At 55.2% G+C, this 15,522-nt stretch carries 18 protein-coding genes, 1 pseudogene and 1 other annotated feature; of the genes and pseudogenes, 14 read left to right on the plus strand and 5 right to left on the minus strand.

What is annotated here, in order from left to right; translation table 11 throughout:
- Window positions 1-93: 93 nt before the first annotated feature.
- The 3 genes from FA91_RS08240 to FA91_RS20980 all read right to left on the minus strand — a co-directional run bounded on the left by FA91_RS08240 (window position 94) and on the right by FA91_RS20980 (window position 1,691).
- Window positions 94-672, minus strand: coding sequence for a metal-dependent hydrolase (locus FA91_RS08240; protein ID WP_034914436.1), 579 nt, complete (start codon window positions 670-672; stop codon window positions 94-96).
- A gap of 116 nt (window positions 673-788) precedes the next feature.
- Window positions 789-1,472, minus strand: coding sequence for a hexitol phosphatase HxpB (gene hxpB, locus FA91_RS08245; RefSeq protein WP_034914437.1), 684 nt, complete (start codon window positions 1,470-1,472; stop codon window positions 789-791).
- 75 nt (window positions 1,473-1,547) lie between these two features.
- Window positions 1,548-1,691, minus strand: a complete 144-nt coding sequence (locus tag FA91_RS20980) for a hypothetical protein (protein WP_156103066.1) — start codon at window positions 1,689-1,691, stop codon at window positions 1,548-1,550.
- A gap of 388 nt (window positions 1,692-2,079) precedes the next feature.
- On the opposite strand from FA91_RS20980, the gene FA91_RS08255 reads away from it, so the two are divergent.
- A complete protein-coding gene (locus FA91_RS08255) occupies window positions 2,080-2,619 on the plus strand; it encodes a YniB family protein (protein ID WP_034914439.1) in 540 nt (179 codons plus the stop codon).
- A 25-nt stretch (window positions 2,620-2,644) separates the two neighbouring features.
- Here the strand turns inward: FA91_RS08255 and FA91_RS08260 are convergent, their stop codons facing one another.
- Window positions 2,645-3,532: a fructosamine kinase family protein gene (locus FA91_RS08260; protein WP_034914442.1), complete on the minus strand. Its 888-nt coding sequence runs from the start codon at window positions 3,530-3,532 to the stop codon at window positions 2,645-2,647.
- A gap of 97 nt (window positions 3,533-3,629) precedes the next feature.
- The gene (gene ghoS, locus FA91_RS08265; protein WP_034914446.1) at window positions 3,630-3,923 is read right to left on the minus strand and encodes a type V toxin-antitoxin system endoribonuclease antitoxin GhoS; all 294 of its coding nucleotides are present in this window, start codon (window positions 3,921-3,923) and stop codon (window positions 3,630-3,632) included.
- 365 nt (window positions 3,924-4,288) lie between these two features.
- Here ghoS and FA91_RS08270 point away from each other — a divergent pair, with 365 nt between their 5' ends.
- The 13 genes and pseudogenes from FA91_RS08270 to FA91_RS08325 all read left to right on the plus strand — a co-directional run bounded on the left by FA91_RS08270 (window position 4,289) and on the right by FA91_RS08325 (window position 15,349).
- Entirely contained in the window at window positions 4,289-5,044 is a 756-nt protein-coding gene (locus FA91_RS08270) for a DUF481 domain-containing protein (RefSeq protein WP_034914449.1), read from the plus strand.
- A 270-nt stretch (window positions 5,045-5,314) separates the two neighbouring features.
- Window positions 5,315-7,243: a threonine--tRNA ligase gene (thrS, locus tag FA91_RS08275; RefSeq protein ID WP_034914454.1), complete on the plus strand. Its 1,929-nt coding sequence runs from the start codon at window positions 5,315-5,317 to the stop codon at window positions 7,241-7,243.
- Between the two features lie 3 nt (window positions 7,244-7,246).
- Window positions 7,247-7,798, plus strand: a complete 552-nt coding sequence (gene infC, locus FA91_RS08280; RefSeq protein ID WP_072016891.1) for a translation initiation factor IF-3 — start codon at window positions 7,247-7,249, stop codon at window positions 7,796-7,798.
- A gap of 97 nt (window positions 7,799-7,895) precedes the next feature.
- Window positions 7,896-8,093: a 50S ribosomal protein L35 gene (gene rpmI / locus FA91_RS08285; protein WP_006118955.1), complete on the plus strand. Its 198-nt coding sequence runs from the start codon at window positions 7,896-7,898 to the stop codon at window positions 8,091-8,093.
- Window positions 8,094-8,132: 39 nt separating this feature from the next.
- Window positions 8,133-8,489, plus strand: a complete 357-nt coding sequence (rplT, locus tag FA91_RS08290) for a 50S ribosomal protein L20 (RefSeq protein WP_016169860.1) — start codon at window positions 8,133-8,135, stop codon at window positions 8,487-8,489.
- Between the two features lie 69 nt (window positions 8,490-8,558).
- Window positions 8,559-8,684 (plus strand) — a sequence feature (Phe leader region).
- A pseudogene (locus FA91_RS21215) lies at window positions 8,568-8,609 on the plus strand (hypothetical protein). (Overlaps the previous feature by 42 nt.)
- A 79-nt stretch (window positions 8,685-8,763) precedes the next feature.
- Window positions 8,764-9,747, plus strand: coding sequence for a phenylalanine--tRNA ligase subunit alpha (pheS, locus tag FA91_RS08295; RefSeq protein WP_034914465.1), 984 nt, complete (start codon window positions 8,764-8,766; stop codon window positions 9,745-9,747).
- 15 nt (window positions 9,748-9,762) lie between these two features.
- Window positions 9,763-12,150, plus strand: a complete 2,388-nt coding sequence (pheT, locus tag FA91_RS08300; protein ID WP_034914467.1) for a phenylalanine--tRNA ligase subunit beta — start codon at window positions 9,763-9,765, stop codon at window positions 12,148-12,150.
- Window positions 12,151-12,154: 4 nt separating this feature from the next.
- Entirely contained in the window at window positions 12,155-12,454 is a 300-nt protein-coding gene (ihfA, locus tag FA91_RS08305; RefSeq protein WP_017802142.1) for an integration host factor subunit alpha, read from the plus strand.
- A 76-nt stretch (window positions 12,455-12,530) separates the two neighbouring features.
- Complete coding sequence (gene btuC / locus FA91_RS08310) at window positions 12,531-13,514, plus strand: vitamin B12 ABC transporter permease BtuC (RefSeq protein WP_034914471.1); 984 nt, start codon at window positions 12,531-12,533, stop codon at window positions 13,512-13,514.
- Window positions 13,515-13,540: 26 nt separating this feature from the next.
- The gene (locus tag FA91_RS08315; protein WP_034914473.1) at window positions 13,541-14,086 is read left to right on the plus strand and encodes a glutathione peroxidase; all 546 of its coding nucleotides are present in this window, start codon (window positions 13,541-13,543) and stop codon (window positions 14,084-14,086) included.
- Entirely contained in the window at window positions 14,086-14,826 is a 741-nt protein-coding gene (gene btuD, locus FA91_RS08320; RefSeq protein WP_034914476.1) for a vitamin B12 ABC transporter ATP-binding protein BtuD, read from the plus strand. The genes FA91_RS08315 and btuD overlap by 1 nt, the downstream gene beginning before the upstream one ends.
- A 64-nt stretch (window positions 14,827-14,890) precedes the next feature.
- Window positions 14,891-15,349, plus strand: coding sequence for an NlpC/P60 family protein (locus FA91_RS08325; protein ID WP_034914478.1), 459 nt, complete (start codon window positions 14,891-14,893; stop codon window positions 15,347-15,349).
- Window positions 15,350-15,522 lie beyond the last annotated feature (173 nt).

A 15,522-nucleotide genomic window follows, 5' to 3' on the forward strand; every position in this document is an offset into this window, starting at 1 on the left:
ATGCCGCCCGGTGCGGAGCATGGTAACACTCACCAACGGGCGTCTATATATTCAAATGGAATGCTATATAACTAAAGTGGTTTTACCGGCGATTTAATGTGCATATTGCGTGTTTATCAAGCGGGAAAAACCGCTTTGCACCATTTGTAACGCGTCGGCGGGCCAGCTTCTCGCACTAAAAGAGGGCGACCAGATGGCGCAGCCAATCAGCGCAAAGCAGAGCAGCCGCTCCATCTGGTTACCTTTCTGGCTGGTCAGCAGCGGCAGGCGGAATCGCCAGCGGCACGGCCAGAGCAGCGGCACCCCGGCCGGCGTCAGCATATCCGCTGCGATATGGCTCAAATAACCTAATACTAATCCCTGAAAAACATCGGCCGGCACCAGTCCGTTCTGCGGGACTTTGAGCTGAAAAAGCGCCACGCCGCCCAGCACGGCAAGCAGGCTGTGTGTAAAGCCACGGTGACCGAAGGCGCGGGCAATTGGCTGGGAAACCCAGCGGAAACGCTGCCCTAAAAATGATTTAGGGTGATCGATATCGGGCAGCAGGCAGGTAAGCAGCGCGGCAGGAACGATATGCCACCAGTCGCCGCCAGCCAGTTCCGGCGTCAGTTCGATTCGGCGGGCAAAAATAGTGCTGGCGATGGCAAAAAGAAGATGGCCTTCAGCCGTCATGATAACATCCTGCATAACTGTCAATGCATCCAGTATAGAGATATATACAGTGCAGGGCATCAGTGACGGTGTAACCAAAGATGAATAACGATCGGGTTACACCGTTTTTATATCACTCAGGCGGCGGGATGGGCGCCGTGAAGGTGAGCAGCGGTCAGTTCATCAAGCGAACCTAATTTTACGTCTGCCAGCGCCCAGCGTGCATCGACGGCAAACTCTGCCGCTGGAACCACGATGGAACGCATGCGGGCGGCTTTGGTCGCCACCATGCCGTTGACCGAATCTTCCAGCGTCACGCAGTTGAGGGGATCGACGCCGAGACGCGCCGCTGCATCCAGATAAACCTGCGGATGCGGTTTGCTGTAAGGCAGTGATTCTGCCGAGGCCAGCACGTCAAAGTAGTCGCGCAGGTTAAACATTTCCAGCACCCGCTCAAGCATATGCAGAGGAGAAGCGGACGCCAGACCGATTTTCAGCCCTTCAGCACGACAGAGCTTCAGCGCAGACTCCACGCCCGGCAGCAGCGGCCGCGTTTCTTCAACCAGCGACAACGAACGCGCGATTATCCTGCGCGTCACCTCGGCCTGGTCCGGGCCTGACCACGGCAGCGTTTCGTACCACATACGCACCACCTGGTCGATGCGCAGGCCGAGGGTGTCCGGCAGTTCGCTGCGGCGTGACAGATCAACATCAAGGGTGGAAAAGATGTCCAGTTCTGCGCGATCCCACAACGGTTCGGAATCGATCAGCAGGCCATCCATATCGAAAATTGCGGCAAGCACAGGGCGGGTGTAAGACATTTTACGGCTCCGTTCAACAAATTGTGCTCACCATACCATGAACATGCCTCTCACAACATCGCCGCTCAGGCGGCCTTACTGACGGCAGATTTTCGCGCCAGCCAGCCATGAATAAGCAATAAGTAGGGCTTCTGCCTCGTTTCGGGCCTGCGCCAGCGCGTTATTCACCGCTTGTTCAACCAGGCTCGTCGGATTATCGCGCCGATCGCCCGGGGCCATAAGCGCCGGTTCACCCACGGCTCGCCAAACCTGCTCCAGCGTTATTTCGAGCAGATCGCAGCTTAACTGTCAGCCGCCGCGATGACCCTTTTCAGTGCGAACATAGCCGCGCTCTCTCAGGCCCGCCCTCAGGCGGCGAACAACGACCGGGTGAGTGCTCATCAACATTGACCGCTGCTCCGAGGTGCGTACTCCGCCATGCGCACCAGCACATGCAACATAGCGGAAAGCTTACTGTCTCTTTTCATGTAAATTAAAATTTCACATGAAACGCGCCAGGCGCAAACGGTCTTATTGCGCCGCCGGACATGACAGCCTGACTTTTTTCAGGCACATTTCTCAGCCAGTGGATAAACTTAAAGCCTAAAACTAAAGGACAGGAGTAAGCATGACTTATCAACAAGCTGGCAGAATTGCGATAGTGAAACGCATCGCTGGCTGGATCATTTTTATTCCCGCGCTGATTTCAACCGTGATTTCATTGATGCTTTTTCTGGAAAAAAGCCGCGAACAGCGTGAAGGGATTAACGCGGTGATGCAGGACTTTTCGCACGTGATGATTGATATGATCCGCTTTAACACCCATTTTCTGGATGTTTTCTGGAATCGTTCGCCGGTGCCGGATTTCAGTCACGGCAGCAATATCACCTTCTGGATTATTTACGTGCTGATTTTTGTCGGCCTCGCATTGCAGGCTTCAGGCGCAAGAATGTGGCAGCAGTCGCGTCGCGTGCGGGAAGGCATTGAAGACCAGATGATTCTGGAGAATGCTAAAGGCGCAGAAGGGCGTAGTCGTCAGCAGTTAGAGGAGAAAATCGTCATTCCTCGCCACACCATTTTTCTGCAATTTTTCTCGCTCTATGTGCTGCCGATAGTGATTGCCGTGGCCGGTTATTTCATTCTTAAGCTGCTCGGTTACATCACCTGACCTCCGCGCCGGCCCGGCATCATGCTCAGGCCCGCGCCAGATCGGCTTCATCAACGTCAAGCAGCGCGCCCACCGCCCGCTGCGCGTCTGCCAGCCAGCCGCCGCCAAAGACGTTGGCGCGGTTGAGCAAATAGTAAAGCTGGTAAACGGGCTGCCGCTGGCGATAATCTGCCGGAAGCGCCCACGTTGCCTGATAGCTTTCCAGAATCTCCTGCGGCAAATCGCTGTGCCAGGCGAGCATTGCCAGATCGCACTCTCTGTCGCCCCAGTAGCATGCCGGATCGAACAGCCACGGCCCGTCAGCGCTCCCTGCGCAGTTGGCGGGCCACAGGTCGCCATGCAGCAGCGAAGGCTGCGGGTGGTGCGCCACCAGTGCGCGCTGTACGCAGGTAACAATCAGGTCGATATCGCCATACAAAATGCCTTTTTCCGCTGCGAGCTGAAGCTGCCAGCCAATACGCTGTTCGGCAAAAAAGACCGACCAGCGTTTAACCCAGCTGTTTGGCTGCGGCGAGGTGGTGATGTTGTTGTCAAAGTCGAGGCCGAACTGGGGCTGATCGCTCCACTGATGCAGGCGGGCAAGCTGCGCGCCAAGCGTCTGTGCGGCTGCCGCATCCAGCGGATGGGGAGGGATATATTCAAGCAGGAGAAAACTCGTCTCCTTGTCGCTGCCCACGCCGTAAACGCGCGGCACACGAATGGTGTCGGTACGCGCGAGCAGGGCGAGCTGATCCGCTTCTGAGGTGAAATTGTCCAACATATCGCGGCTGTTACATTTTACAAAAACGTCGCGATCCGCGTGACGAATAAGCCAGGCCGGATGGACATCGCCACCCGGAAGCTGCGTGCGATGACTGATTTCTGCGCTGCTACCTGACTGCTCACTCAACAGACGACCAATGGCTGACCACATAGGGGTTTCCTCTTTTCGCTGTATATCGTTGGACGGCCTAACAGGGACGGTTAAATAATAATCAGAACCGGCAGCGTTGTATAGCAGTTACCGCCCGTCAGGCTTTGCTGTCTTTCAGAAATGCGTCCAGGTGCTGTACCTCGACCTCGGGCTTTTGCCCCAGCGCCATCTCACCCAGTCCCTCCGCCTGCTTGCGTATCTCTTCCTCACTCAATGCGCTGACGATACCAAAGCTGTTGGTGCCAAGCTCGTGCGGCTTTCCGTCTTTGTCGGCTAATGACGTGGTGAAGCCTCCATTCACCAACGCGCTGTTCAGTTCAAGAATGTCGGTTAAACCTTCTTCCTGGTAACGTAAAGTGACGACATACTGTGCTACCTGTGATGCGCTCATCGTTTGTCCTCATCGGTGGGGGAATTTTTTTCAGCATAGTTCATCCGGCAGCAACGGTAACATTATCAACGGGCGAAAGGGAAAAGAGCGATTTTCAAACGCGTGGTCGCATTTGGTTACTTTTTGACTTGTTAAGACATGGATTTTTCCATTTTCCAGATTATTACCTGCTGCTTATATGCTGTAAAAGTTTTAACCGCACCCTATAATGCCTCAGGCCTGTTGCGGCAGATGCTACCTATACGCCTGTGAAGAAACGCATAGCGACTTAATGAAATGTTACGATTTTTCGCGTAAAGAGCATTGATCGTACTACCAAATTCTTCACACTCACTTCCTTTAAACTGTTGTACGGATCACACGTAATGAAAGCGCTTAACAAGCTGTCTGTAGTTCTTTTGCTCTCCGGGGGAGCGCTGTGCCAGCAAGCCCTGGCGGATAATAATGTCTTTACCGTCATGGACGATCCGTCCACGGCAAAAAAAGATTTTGAAGGTAATGCGGCCGCCGGTTATCTGGCGCAAACCGGTAACACGACCAGTTCATCGCTTACCGCCAATACCAACATGACCTGGTATCAGACCAAAACCGCATGGAGCCTGTGGGGCAACGCCAACAACACCTCTTCGAACGATGAACGTTCATCTGAGACCTACCAGGTGGGCGGACGTTCGCGCTATAACCTGACCGATTTCGACTACCTGTTCGGCCAGGCAAGCTGGTTGAGCGATCGTTTTAACGGTTACGACGGCCGTTCCGTCTTCGTTGCGGGTTATGGTCGCCAGTTGCTGAACGGCCCGGTACATTCGCTTCGCATCGAAGCCGGTCCGGGCGTACGTTACGACGATTATCACGAAGGCGGCCACGAAACGCAGGCGCTGGCCTACGGCGCACTGAGCTATCAGTGGCAGCTCACCGATACCACGAAGTTTATTCAGGGCGTTTCCGTTCTGGGCAGCGACGACACCACGGTGAACTCCGAAACCGGTTTACAGGTCGCAATCAACGATCACTTCGCGCTGAAGCTGGCCTATAACGTGACCTGGAACCAGAACCCGCCAGAGTCTGCGCCGGACAAAACGGACACCAAAACCTCCGTTATGCTTTCTTACGCTATGTAATACGCACCGGGCCGGATCTCCCGGCCTGGTCTTATCCTCTCTGCGATAAAAATTCTTCTCTGCGCTTTCTTTGACCTGCCCTCTGTAGCGTGTAAGATACTCATCCTTCAGTGCTTTCGCTGATTGCGAAAATAGTGAACGTCTTAGCCAGGCGGAGCACCAAACGGACAACCGTAAGTCGGTTTCAAGTCTCATCGACCTGACACATTTTAAGAATCAACGTTGTATGTAGCCTTGCGTATGGGTTACCACTGCAATTAAGGATGTAACATGCCAGTAATTACTCTTCCTGATGGAAGCCAGCGTAGTTTTGATCGTGCCGTCAGCGTAATGGATATTGCCCTCGATATTGGCCCCGGTCTTGCCAAAGCCTGCATTGCCGGTCGCGTTAACGGCGAACTGGTGGATGCGGTTGATCCCATCACCGACGACGCCAGCGTGGCCATTATCACCGCGAAAGATGAGGCGGGTCTTGAAATCATTCGCCACTCCTGCGCACACCTGTTAGGGCACGCCATCAAGCAGCTTTGGCCCGGCACCAAAATGGCCATCGGCCCGGTTATCGATAATGGCTTCTATTATGACGTTGATATCGATCGCACCCTGACTCAGGAAGATCTCGAGCAGTTGGAAAAGCGCATGCACCAGCTGGCCGAAAGCAATTACGACGTGGTAAAGAAAAAGGTGAGCTGGCAGGAAGCGCGCGACGTGTTCGCGGCCCGCGGTGAAACCTATAAGACCATCATTCTTGATGAAAACATCAGCCATGACGATCGTCCCGGCCTGTATCATCATCAGGAATACATCGATATGTGTCGTGGCCCGCACGTACCTAACATGCGTTTTTGCCATCATTTCAAACTGCAAAAACTCTCCGGTGCCTACTGGCGCGGTGACAGCAACAATAAAATGTTGCAACGCATCTACGGCACCGCCTGGGCCGATAAGAAGCAGCTCTCTGCCTATCTACAGCGCCTGGAAGAGGCGGCGAAGCGCGATCACCGTAAAATCGGCAAGCAGCTCGACCTCTATCATATGCAGGAAGAGGCCCCGGGCATGGTATTCTGGCACAACGACGGCTGGACCATCTTCCGCGAACTGGAAGTGTTTGTGCGCAGCAAGCTGACTGAATATGACTATCAGGAAGTGAAAGGCCCATTGATGATGGACCGCGTGCTGTGGGAAAAAACCGGCCACTGGGAAAACTACAAAGAAGCGATGTTCACGACTTCTTCAGAGAACCGTGAATATTGCATCAAGCCGATGAACTGCCCCGGCCACGTGCAGATTTTCAATCAGGGTCTAAAATCATACCGCGACCTGCCATTACGTATGGCGGAGTTCGGCAGCTGTCACCGCAACGAACCGTCGGGCGCGCTGCATGGTCTGATGCGCGTGCGCGGATTCACGCAGGACGATGCGCACATCTTCTGTACAGAAGAGCAGGTGCGCAGCGAAGTAAACAGCTGCATTCGCATGGTTTATGACATGTACAGCACCTTCGGTTTTGAGAAAATCGCGGTAAAACTCTCAACCCGTCCGACAAAACGCATCGGTTCAGACGACCTGTGGGATCGCGCCGAAGCGGATCTCGCCGCGGCGCTGGAAGAGAACGCTATCCCGTTTGAGTATCAACCGGGTGAGGGCGCGTTTTACGGGCCGAAGATTGAGTTTACTCTGCACGATTGCCTCGATCGCGCCTGGCAGTGCGGCACCGTTCAGCTCGACTTCTCGTTACCGGGTCGCCTGAGCGCGTCCTACGTGGGTGAAAATAATGAACGTCAGGTGCCGGTGATGATTCACCGCGCTATCCTGGGATCGGTCGAACGCTTTATTGGTATTCTTACTGAAGAGTACGCTGGCTTCTTCCCAACCTGGCTGGCACCTGTGCAAGTGGTGGTGATGAATATCACCGATAGTCAGTCCGAATATGTTGCAGAATTGACCCGAAAACTTCAGAATGCGGGCATTCGTGTAAAAGCGGACTTGAGAAACGAGAAGATTGGCTTTAAAATCCGTGAGCACACTTTACGTCGTGTCCCTTATATGCTGGTCTGTGGTGATAAAGAGGTGGAAGCAGGCAAAGTTGCCGTTCGCACCCGCCGCGGTAAAGACCTGGGAAGCATGGACGTAAACGACGTGATCGCGAAGCTGCATGACGAGATACGCAGCCGCAATCTTCATCAACTGGAGGAATAAAGTATTAAAGGCGGAAAAAGAGTCCAACCGGCGCGTCCTAATCGCATCAACAAAGAAATTCGCGCCAATGAGGTTCGCCTGACTGGCGTCGATGGCGAGCAGATTGGCATTGTCAGTCTGAATGAAGCTTTGGAAAAAGCTGAAGAGGCGGGCGTTGATTTAGTAGAAATCAGCCCTAACGCCGAGCCGCCCGTTTGCCGTATCATGGATTACGGCAAATTCCTTTACGAAAAAAGCAAATCTTCTAAAGAACAGAAGAAAAAGCAAAAAGTTATTCAGGTTAAGGAAATTAAATTCCGTCCTGGCACCGATGATGGCGACTATCAGGTAAAACTACGCAACCTGGTTCGCTTTCTGGAAGAGGGCGATAAAGCCAAAATCACGCTGCGTTTTCGCGGTCGTGAAATGGCGCACCAGCAGATCGGTATGGAGATGCTTAACCGCGTCCGTAAAGATCTGTGCGAAGACACGGATTTAGCTATCGTTGAATCCTTCCCTTCAAAAATTGAAGGGCGTCAGATGATCATGGTGCTCGCTCCGAAGAAGAAACAGTAGGCCATAAAGTAATGACAATCCGTTGCGGTTCACGTCGCGCGGATTTTTATTCGCCTGTCTGATTCATTTTATTAACAATGCGAAGTGGATGTTTTAAATGCCAAAGATTAAAACTGTACGTGGCGCGGCCAAGCGCTTCAAGAAGACGGCTTCGGGCGGCTTCAAGCGTAAACACGCTAACCTGCGTCATATTCTGACCAAAAAATCGACCAAACGTAAACGTCACCTGCGTCCGAAAGGCATGGTGTCTAAAGGCGATCTGGGCTTAGTTGTAGCCTGTCTGCCATACGCATAAGTCATTATTTTTTAAATCAGAATATAACAGGAGAGCGTAATGGCTCGTGTAAAACGTGGTGTAGTTGCTCGCGCACGTCACAAAAAAATCTTAAAACAAGCTAAAGGTTACTACGGAGCACGTTCGCGTGTTTACCGCGTTGCCTTCCAGGCTGTTATCAAAGCTGGTCAGTATGCTTACCGTGACCGTCGTCAACGTAAGCGTCAGTTCCGTCAGCTGTGGATCGCGCGTATCAACGCAGCGGCCCGCACTAACGGTATCTCTTACAGCCGTTTCATTAATGGCCTGAAAAAGGCATCAATTGAAATCGACCGTAAGATTCTGGCTGACATCGCCGTATTCGACAAAGTGGCATTCACTGCACTGGTAGAAAAAGCGAAATCAGCGCTGGCGTAAGCCAGTTGAAAGAGGGAGCTTGTCTCCCTCTTTTATTATCTGTAGTCTGCACAAATGCTTATCGAAGGTCACAACATTATGAACGCTGCTTTTCGCTTCTTTTTTTACTTTACCACCTGAATCAGGGTGGCTTAAGCGCAAAGAAAAGAAACGAAAAATCGCGCTGAAAGCCTCCCTTGTGGAGGCTTTTTTGTTTTTGGCGCCGTGAAAATTGGACGAGCACTCGTCTCTGGAAAAAACAGACCGGCCATCGCGGCTGGAAGAAGAGGAAAGCATGTCACAGCTTGCAGAACTGGTGGCGAACGCGACAGCGGCCATAAACAACGCTCCGGACGTTGCCGCGTTAGATGCGGTTCGCGTTGAATATCTTGGGAAAAAAGGACACCTCACGCTGCAAATGACCACGCTGCGTGAACTGCCCGCTGAGGAGCGTCCGGCGGCTGGTGCAGTGATCAACGAAGCAAAGCAGCAGGTGCAGGAAACGCTTAACGCGCGCAAAGAGACGCTGGAGTCTGCCGCACTGAACGCCCGTCTGGCAGAAGAAACCATTGACGTGTCACTGCCGGGCCGCCGGGTTGAAAACGGCGGTTTACATCCGGTCACCCGTACCATTGACCGCATCGAAGCCTTTTTTGGCGAGCTGGGTTTTGCCGTAGCAACCGGCCCTGAAATTGAAGACGATTATCACAACTTCGACGCGCTGAACATTCCCGGACATCATCCGGCGCGCGCCGACCATGATACCTTCTGGTTCGACGCCACGCGCCTGCTGCGCACGCAGACCTCCGGCGTGCAGATCCGCACCATGAAAAATCAGCAGCCGCCGATCCGCATCATCGCGCCGGGCCGCGTCTATCGTAATGACTATGACCAGACACACACGCCAATGTTTCATCAGATGGAAGGGTTGATTGTTGATAAAAACATCAGCTTTACCAACCTGAAAGGCACGCTGAACGACTTTCTGCGCAACTTCTTTGAAGAAGATCTTCAGATCCGCTTCCGTCCTTCCTACTTTCCGTTTACTGAACCGTCTGCCGAAGTGGACGTCATGGGTAAAAACGGCAAATGGCTGGAAGTGTTGGGCTGCGGCATGGTGCATCCCAACGTTCTGCGCAATGTCGGCATCGATCCGGAAGTTTACTCCGGCTTTGCCTTCGGCATGGGTATGGAGCGCCTGACCATGCTGCGCTATGGCGTGACCGATCTGCGCGCCTTCTTCGAAAACGACTTACGTTTCCTCAAACAGTTTAAATAAGAGCGGGTAACACGAATGAAATTCAGCGAACTCTGGTTACGTGAATGGGTTAACCCGGCCATCGACAGCGCAGCATTGTCTGAACAAATCACCATGGCCGGCCTGGAAGTGGACGGCGTGGACGCCGTTGCAGGCGCATTTCACGGCGTGGTGGTGGGTGAGGTGGTTGAGTGCGGCCAGCACCCCAACGCCGACAAACTACGCGTAACGAAAATCAACGTGGGCGGTGAACGCCTGCTGGATATCGTCTGCGGCGCGCCAAACTGCCGTCAGGGCCTGAAGGTTGCCGTGGCAACGATTGGCGCCGTGCTGCCGGGCGATTTCAAAATTAAAGCGGCTAAGCTGCGCGGCGAACCGTCTGAGGGCATGCTCTGCTCTTTCTCCGAACTGGGCATTTCCGACGATCACAGCGGTATTATCGAGCTGCCCGCTGACGCGCCGGTCGGGACGGATATCCGTAAATTCCTTCAGCTTGACGACAGCACCATTGAGATCAGCGTCACGCCTAACCGTGCCGACTGCCTGGGCATCATTGGCGTGGCGCGCGATGTCGCGGTGCTGAATAAGCTGACGCTGAACGGGCCGCGCATTGAGCCGGTCGCCGCCACCCTTCAGGATACGTTTCCCATTCAGGTTGATGCGCCCGAGGCCTGTCCGCGCTATCTGGGCCGCGTGATTAAAGGCGTAAATGTAAGCGCCGCCACGCCGCTGTGGATGCGCGAGAAGCTGCGCCGCTGCGGTATCCGCTCTATCGATCCGGTGGTGGATGTGACCAACTTTGTTCTGCTGGAGCTGGGTCAGCCGATGCATGCTTTCGACCTGGATCGCATCAACGGCGGCATCATCGTGCGCATGGCGGAAGAGGGTGAAACGCTGACGCTGCTCGACGGCACCGAAGCAAAACTCAATGCGGATACGCTGGTGATTGCTGACCACCAGAAAGCGCTGGCAATGGGCGGCATTTTTGGCGGCGAGCACTCAGGCGTGAATGAAGCGACCTGCAACGTGCTGCTGGAGTGCGCCTTCTTCAGCCCGCTTGCGATCACCGGTCGCGCGCGTCGCCACGGCCTGCATACCGATGCTTCTCACCGCTACGAGCGCGGCGTCGATCCTGAACTGCAACACAACGCCATGGAGCGCGCCACGCGCCTGCTGCTGGAGATCTGCGGCGGCGAGGCCGGCCCGGTAATTGATGTTACGCACAATGAGGCGCTGCCGAAGCGCGCCACCATCACGCTGCGGCGTGAAAAGCTCGATCGCCTGATTGGCCATGTCATTGCCGATCAGGACGTCAGCGATATTCTGCAACGTCTCGGCTGTGACGTGACGGTTGCCGACGGCGCGTGGCAGGCCGTGGCGCCGTCATGGCGTTTCGATATGGAAATCGAAGAGGATCTCGTTGAAGAGGTCGCGCGGATCTATGGCTATAACAACATTCCCAACGTGCCGGTGCAGGCCAGCCTGGAGATGACGCGCCATCGCGAAGCGAATCTGTCGCTGAAGCGCGTAAAAACCATGCTGGTGGACAAAGGCTATCAGGAAGCCATTACCTACAGCTTTGTCGATCCTAAAGTTCAGGCGCTGCTCCATCCCGGCGAAGCGCCGCTGGTGCTGCCCAGCCCGATCTCCGTCGAGATGTCGGCCATGCGCCTTTCGCTGCTGACCGGCCTGCTGACGGCGGTGGAATATAATCAAAATCGTCAGCAAAGCCGCGTGCGTCTGTTTGAAGCCGGGCTGCGCTTTGTGCCTGATACACAGGCAAACCTGGGGATCCGTCAGGACGTTATGCTGGCAGGCGTCATCTGCGGCGCACGCCTTGAAGAACATTGGGATGTGGCGCGTCAGCCAGTTGACTTCTATGATTTAAAAGGCGATTTGGAATCCGTCCTCGATTTAACCGGCCGCCTGGCGGAAATCGAGTTCCGCGCCGAACCGCATCCGGCTCTCCATCCGGGGCAGAGTGCGGCAATTTATTTGCAGGGCGAACACGTCGGCATTATCGGTGTGGTACACCCGGAACTGGAACGAAAACTGGATCTTAACGGTCGCACGGTGGTATTCGAACTGGAGTGGGATAAGGTTTCAGACCGCGTCCTGCCTGATGCGAGCGATATTTCACGCTTCCCGGCAAACCGTCGCGATATCGCTGTTGTGGTAGCGGAAACGGTACCCGCAGCAGATATTATTGCGGAGTGTAAGAAAGTTGGCGTAAATCAGGTAGTTGGCGTAAACTTGTTTGACGTGTACCGTGGTAAGGGCGTAAACGAAGGTTTTAAGAGCCTTGCTATCAGCCTGATTTTACAAGATACCAGTCGGACACTCGAAGAAGAGGAGATCGCTGCAACCGTCGCCAAATGTGTTGCGGCGTTAAAAGAGCGATTCCAGGCAACCTTGAGGGATTGAACCTATGGCGCTTACAAAAGCTGAGATGTCTGAATACCTTTTTGAAAAGCTGGGGCTTAGCAAAAGGGACGCCAAAGAACTGGTGGAGCTGTTTTTTGAAGAGGTGCGTCGTGCTTTAGAAAACGGTGAGCAGGTGAAACTATCAGGATTTGGTAATTTTGACCTTCGCGACAAAAATCAACGTCCGGGACGGAATCCTAAAACCGGTGAAGACATTCCGATTACCGCGCGCAGAGTGGTGACGTTCCGGCCGGGACAGAAACTCAAAAGCCGCGTCGAGAACGCTTCGCCGAAAGAAGACTGATTTTTTATCCTGAAAAGGCCGCCTGTGCGGCCTTTTTCTTTGCGGTAACGCGCGTGCTCAACTCAATATCGTACGGATGACTCAACTTTCTACCTGCCGCGAACGTGCGCGGCGCCATCATCAGCGCTGGCTGGCCGGGCTGGTCGCCCTCACGCTGCTGCTTTTGCTGCTCAGCCTGTGCGCGGGCGAACGGTGGCTGCTGCCCGACCAGTGGCTGAATCAGGATGCCAGACTGTTTGTGTGGCAGCTTCGGCTGCCGCGTGCGCTGGCGGTGCTGCTGACGGGCGCATCGCTGGCCGTCGCGGGCGCGGTGATGCAGACGCTGTTTGAAAATCCGCTGGCGGAACCTGGCCTGCTGGGCGTGTCTAATGGCGCAGGAGTTGGGCTGGTGCTGGGCATCTTTGCGGGCAGCGGCTCGCTGTGGCAGCTCAGTATCTGTGCGATGGTCGGTGCGCTGACCGTTACGCTCGTGCTGCTTTTTTTCGCACGCCGCCAGTTGTCTGCCAGCCGCCTGCTGCTGGCGGGCGTCGCGCTCGGCATCATTTGCAGCGCAATCATGACCTGGGCCGTTTATTTCAGCACCAGCCTCGATTTGCGTCAGCTGATGTACTGGATGATGGGCGGCTTTGGCGGTGTCGACTGGCGCCACGGCTGGCTGATGCTGGCACTGTTGCCGGTGCTGATCTGGCTGTGCACGCGCTGGCAAACGCTGAATCTGCTGGCGCTGGGCAGCGTGTCTGCCCGCCAGCTTGGTCTTTCACTGATGTTAACCCGCAGCGGGCTGGTGCTGGCGATTGGCTGGCTGGCCGGCGTCAGCGTGGCGCTGGCGGGCGCCATTGGTTTTATCGGACTGGTGGTGCCGCACATTCTGCGGCTGAACCAGCTGACCGATCACCGCGTGTTGCTACCGGCCAGCGCGCTGGCGGGCGGCAGCGTATTGTTGGCGGCCGACATCGTTGCCCGTCTGGCGATATCCGCCGCTGAACTGCCGGTGGGCGTGGTCACGGCCACGCTCGGCGCGCCGGTCTTTATCTGGCTGTTAGTTAAACAGCGTGCTTAACTTTTTCACCTGAACAGGAGAACAGAATGACGCTTTATGATACCGAACTGATCACGATTGATGGCGACCGCACCCGTCTGGCTGAGTGGCGGGATAACGTCCTGCTGGTGGTGAACGTGGCATCAAAATGTGGACTGACGCCGCAGTATGAACAGCTGGAAAACCTGCATAAAAGATGGCAGGCGCAGGGATTCAGCGTGCTGGGCTTTCCCTGCAATGCGTTTTCAGGGCAGGAGCCGGGCAGCGAGGAGGAGATTAAAACCTTTTGCTCAACCACCTGGGGCGTCACCTTCCCGATGTTCAGTAAAATCGAGGTGAACGGGCCGGATCGCCATCCGCTCTATAAGGCGTTAATTGCCGCGAAGCCGGATGCCGTCGCGCCTGAAAACAGCGGTTTTCTGGAACGAATGAGCAGCAAAGGCCGTGCGCCGAAGCAGCATGGTGACATCCTGTGGAACTTCGAAAAATTCCTGATTGGGCGCGACGGCAACGTTCTGGCGCGGTTTTCACCGGATATGGAGCCTGAAAGTTCCGTCATTGAAGAAAGCATCAGGCAGGCGCTGGCGAAGTAATGCTGCTTTCGTGCCATGATCTGGCGGTACCGTCGCGGCTGGCGCCTGTTAGTGCGGACGTGACAAAGGGCGAACTGATCCATCTGCTGGGGCCAAACGGCGCCGGTAAAAGCACGCTGCTCGCCGCGCTCGCCGGACTGCTTCCGGCAGAAGGAGAGGTGCTGTTCGCCGGCCGGCCGCTTGCGGCATGGTCAGCGGTTGCGCTGTCGCGCCGTCGCGCTTTCCTGCACCAGCAGGCACCGAAGCCGGACATGATGCCGGTCTGGCATTATCTGAGTCTCCATCAACCCGCTGACGCGCCGCAGCGCGACGACATGCTGAACGCGATCTGTCAGCGTTTTCAGCTTGAGGACAAGCTGGCGCGCCCGCTTTATCAGCTTTCAGGCGGAGAGTGGCAGCGGGTCAGGCTGGCGGCGGTGTTCTGCCAGATTTCACAGCCGGAAGGCCAGCTTCTGCTGCTGGACGAGCCCCTCACCGGGCTTGACCTGGCGCAGCAGGCGGCGTTTGACGCACAGCTCGCGGCGCTGGTGGACACCGGCATTACCGCCATTGTCAGCGGTCACGATATCAACCACACGCTGCACCATGCGCGCAGCGTCTGGCTGATGAAAGAGGGAACGGTGATCGCCAGCGGCGCCGCCGACGAGGTGCTCCAGCCTGAACGGCTGAGCGAGGTGTACGCGATCCCGTTCCGTCGTCTGAATGTGGAAGGGCACGCGTTGCTGACCACCTTTTTTTGAGCGCCCGTTGCCTGACGCGCGCTTTTCCGGGTAGAGTAAACCGTCATATTTTCAGGGTTTCCCTATGCGCTGCTGGTTTCTGCTTCTGATTATTATGCTTGCGGGCTGTAGCCATCAGGCACCGCCGCCAAACGGACGCCTGTCTGATTCAATCACCGTCATTGCTCAGCTCAACGATCAGCTTGTGCAGTGGCGTGGCACGCCGTATCGCTATGGCGGTATGGGGCGCGGCGGTGTGGATTGCTCCGGCTTTGTTTTTTTAACCTTCCGCGATCGTTTTGCGCTTCAGCTACCACGAACCACCAGGGCGCAGACGGATATTGGCACGGAGATCGACAAAGACGATCTTCTGCCCGGCGACCTGGTATTTTTTAAAACCGGCGGCGGCGAGAATGGTCTGCACGTTGGCATTTATGACACTGATAACCAGTTTATTCACGCGTCCACCAGCCAGGGCGTTATCCGCTCCTCCCTGGATAACGTTTACTGGAAAAAAGTATTCTGGCAGGCGAGAAGGATCTGATGAAAACTTTTGTCTGCTTATCTGGTTGATATGTTGGTCAGAAGTCATCTTTTTAACGGATAATATGGTAGCGTTGTCATCGGATTGCGGTCGCCCGTTTCATCTCATGAACGTCAGGGATAGCGTGCTGAGAGTGCGGGCGGTGGGAATTGCCACTTTGCCTGGCGATAATA

Source organism: Erwinia sp. 9145, from assembly GCF_000745075.1.
In the GTDB taxonomy this organism is placed as follows: Bacteria; Pseudomonadota; Gammaproteobacteria; order Enterobacterales; family Enterobacteriaceae; genus Erwinia; species Erwinia oleae.

Excerpts from the sequence above, each read along its gene's own strand:
- FA91_RS08240 (WP_034914436.1), bottom strand. The coding sequence starts at position 672 with ATGACGGCTGAAGGCCATCTTCTTTTTGCCATCGCCAGCACTATTTTT.
- hxpB (WP_034914437.1), bottom strand. The coding sequence starts at position 1,472 with ATGTCTTACACCCGCCCTGTGCTTGCCGCAATTTTCGATATGGATGGC.
- FA91_RS20980 (WP_156103066.1), bottom strand. The coding sequence starts at position 1,691 with ATGGCCCCGGGCGATCGGCGCGATAATCCGACGAGCCTGGTTGAACAA.
- FA91_RS08255 (WP_034914439.1), top strand. The coding sequence starts at position 2,080 with ATGACTTATCAACAAGCTGGCAGAATTGCGATAGTGAAACGCATCGCT.
- FA91_RS08260 (WP_034914442.1), bottom strand. The coding sequence starts at position 3,532 with ATGTGGTCAGCCATTGGTCGTCTGTTGAGTGAGCAGTCAGGTAGCAGC.
- ghoS (WP_034914446.1), bottom strand. The coding sequence starts at position 3,923 with ATGAGCGCATCACAGGTAGCACAGTATGTCGTCACTTTACGTTACCAG.
- FA91_RS08270 (WP_034914449.1), top strand. The coding sequence starts at position 4,289 with ATGAAAGCGCTTAACAAGCTGTCTGTAGTTCTTTTGCTCTCCGGGGGA.
- thrS (WP_034914454.1), top strand. The coding sequence starts at position 5,315 with ATGCCAGTAATTACTCTTCCTGATGGAAGCCAGCGTAGTTTTGATCGT.
- rpmI (WP_006118955.1), top strand. The coding sequence starts at position 7,896 with ATGCCAAAGATTAAAACTGTACGTGGCGCGGCCAAGCGCTTCAAGAAG.
- rplT (WP_016169860.1), top strand. The coding sequence starts at position 8,133 with ATGGCTCGTGTAAAACGTGGTGTAGTTGCTCGCGCACGTCACAAAAAA.
- pheS (WP_034914465.1), top strand. The coding sequence starts at position 8,764 with ATGTCACAGCTTGCAGAACTGGTGGCGAACGCGACAGCGGCCATAAAC.
- pheT (WP_034914467.1), top strand. The coding sequence starts at position 9,763 with ATGAAATTCAGCGAACTCTGGTTACGTGAATGGGTTAACCCGGCCATC.
- ihfA (WP_017802142.1), top strand. The coding sequence starts at position 12,155 with ATGGCGCTTACAAAAGCTGAGATGTCTGAATACCTTTTTGAAAAGCTG.
- btuC (WP_034914471.1), top strand. The coding sequence starts at position 12,531 with ATGACTCAACTTTCTACCTGCCGCGAACGTGCGCGGCGCCATCATCAG.
- FA91_RS08315 (WP_034914473.1), top strand. The coding sequence starts at position 13,541 with ATGACGCTTTATGATACCGAACTGATCACGATTGATGGCGACCGCACC.
- btuD (WP_034914476.1), top strand. The coding sequence starts at position 14,086 with ATGCTGCTTTCGTGCCATGATCTGGCGGTACCGTCGCGGCTGGCGCCT.
- FA91_RS08325 (WP_034914478.1), top strand. The coding sequence starts at position 14,891 with ATGCGCTGCTGGTTTCTGCTTCTGATTATTATGCTTGCGGGCTGTAGC.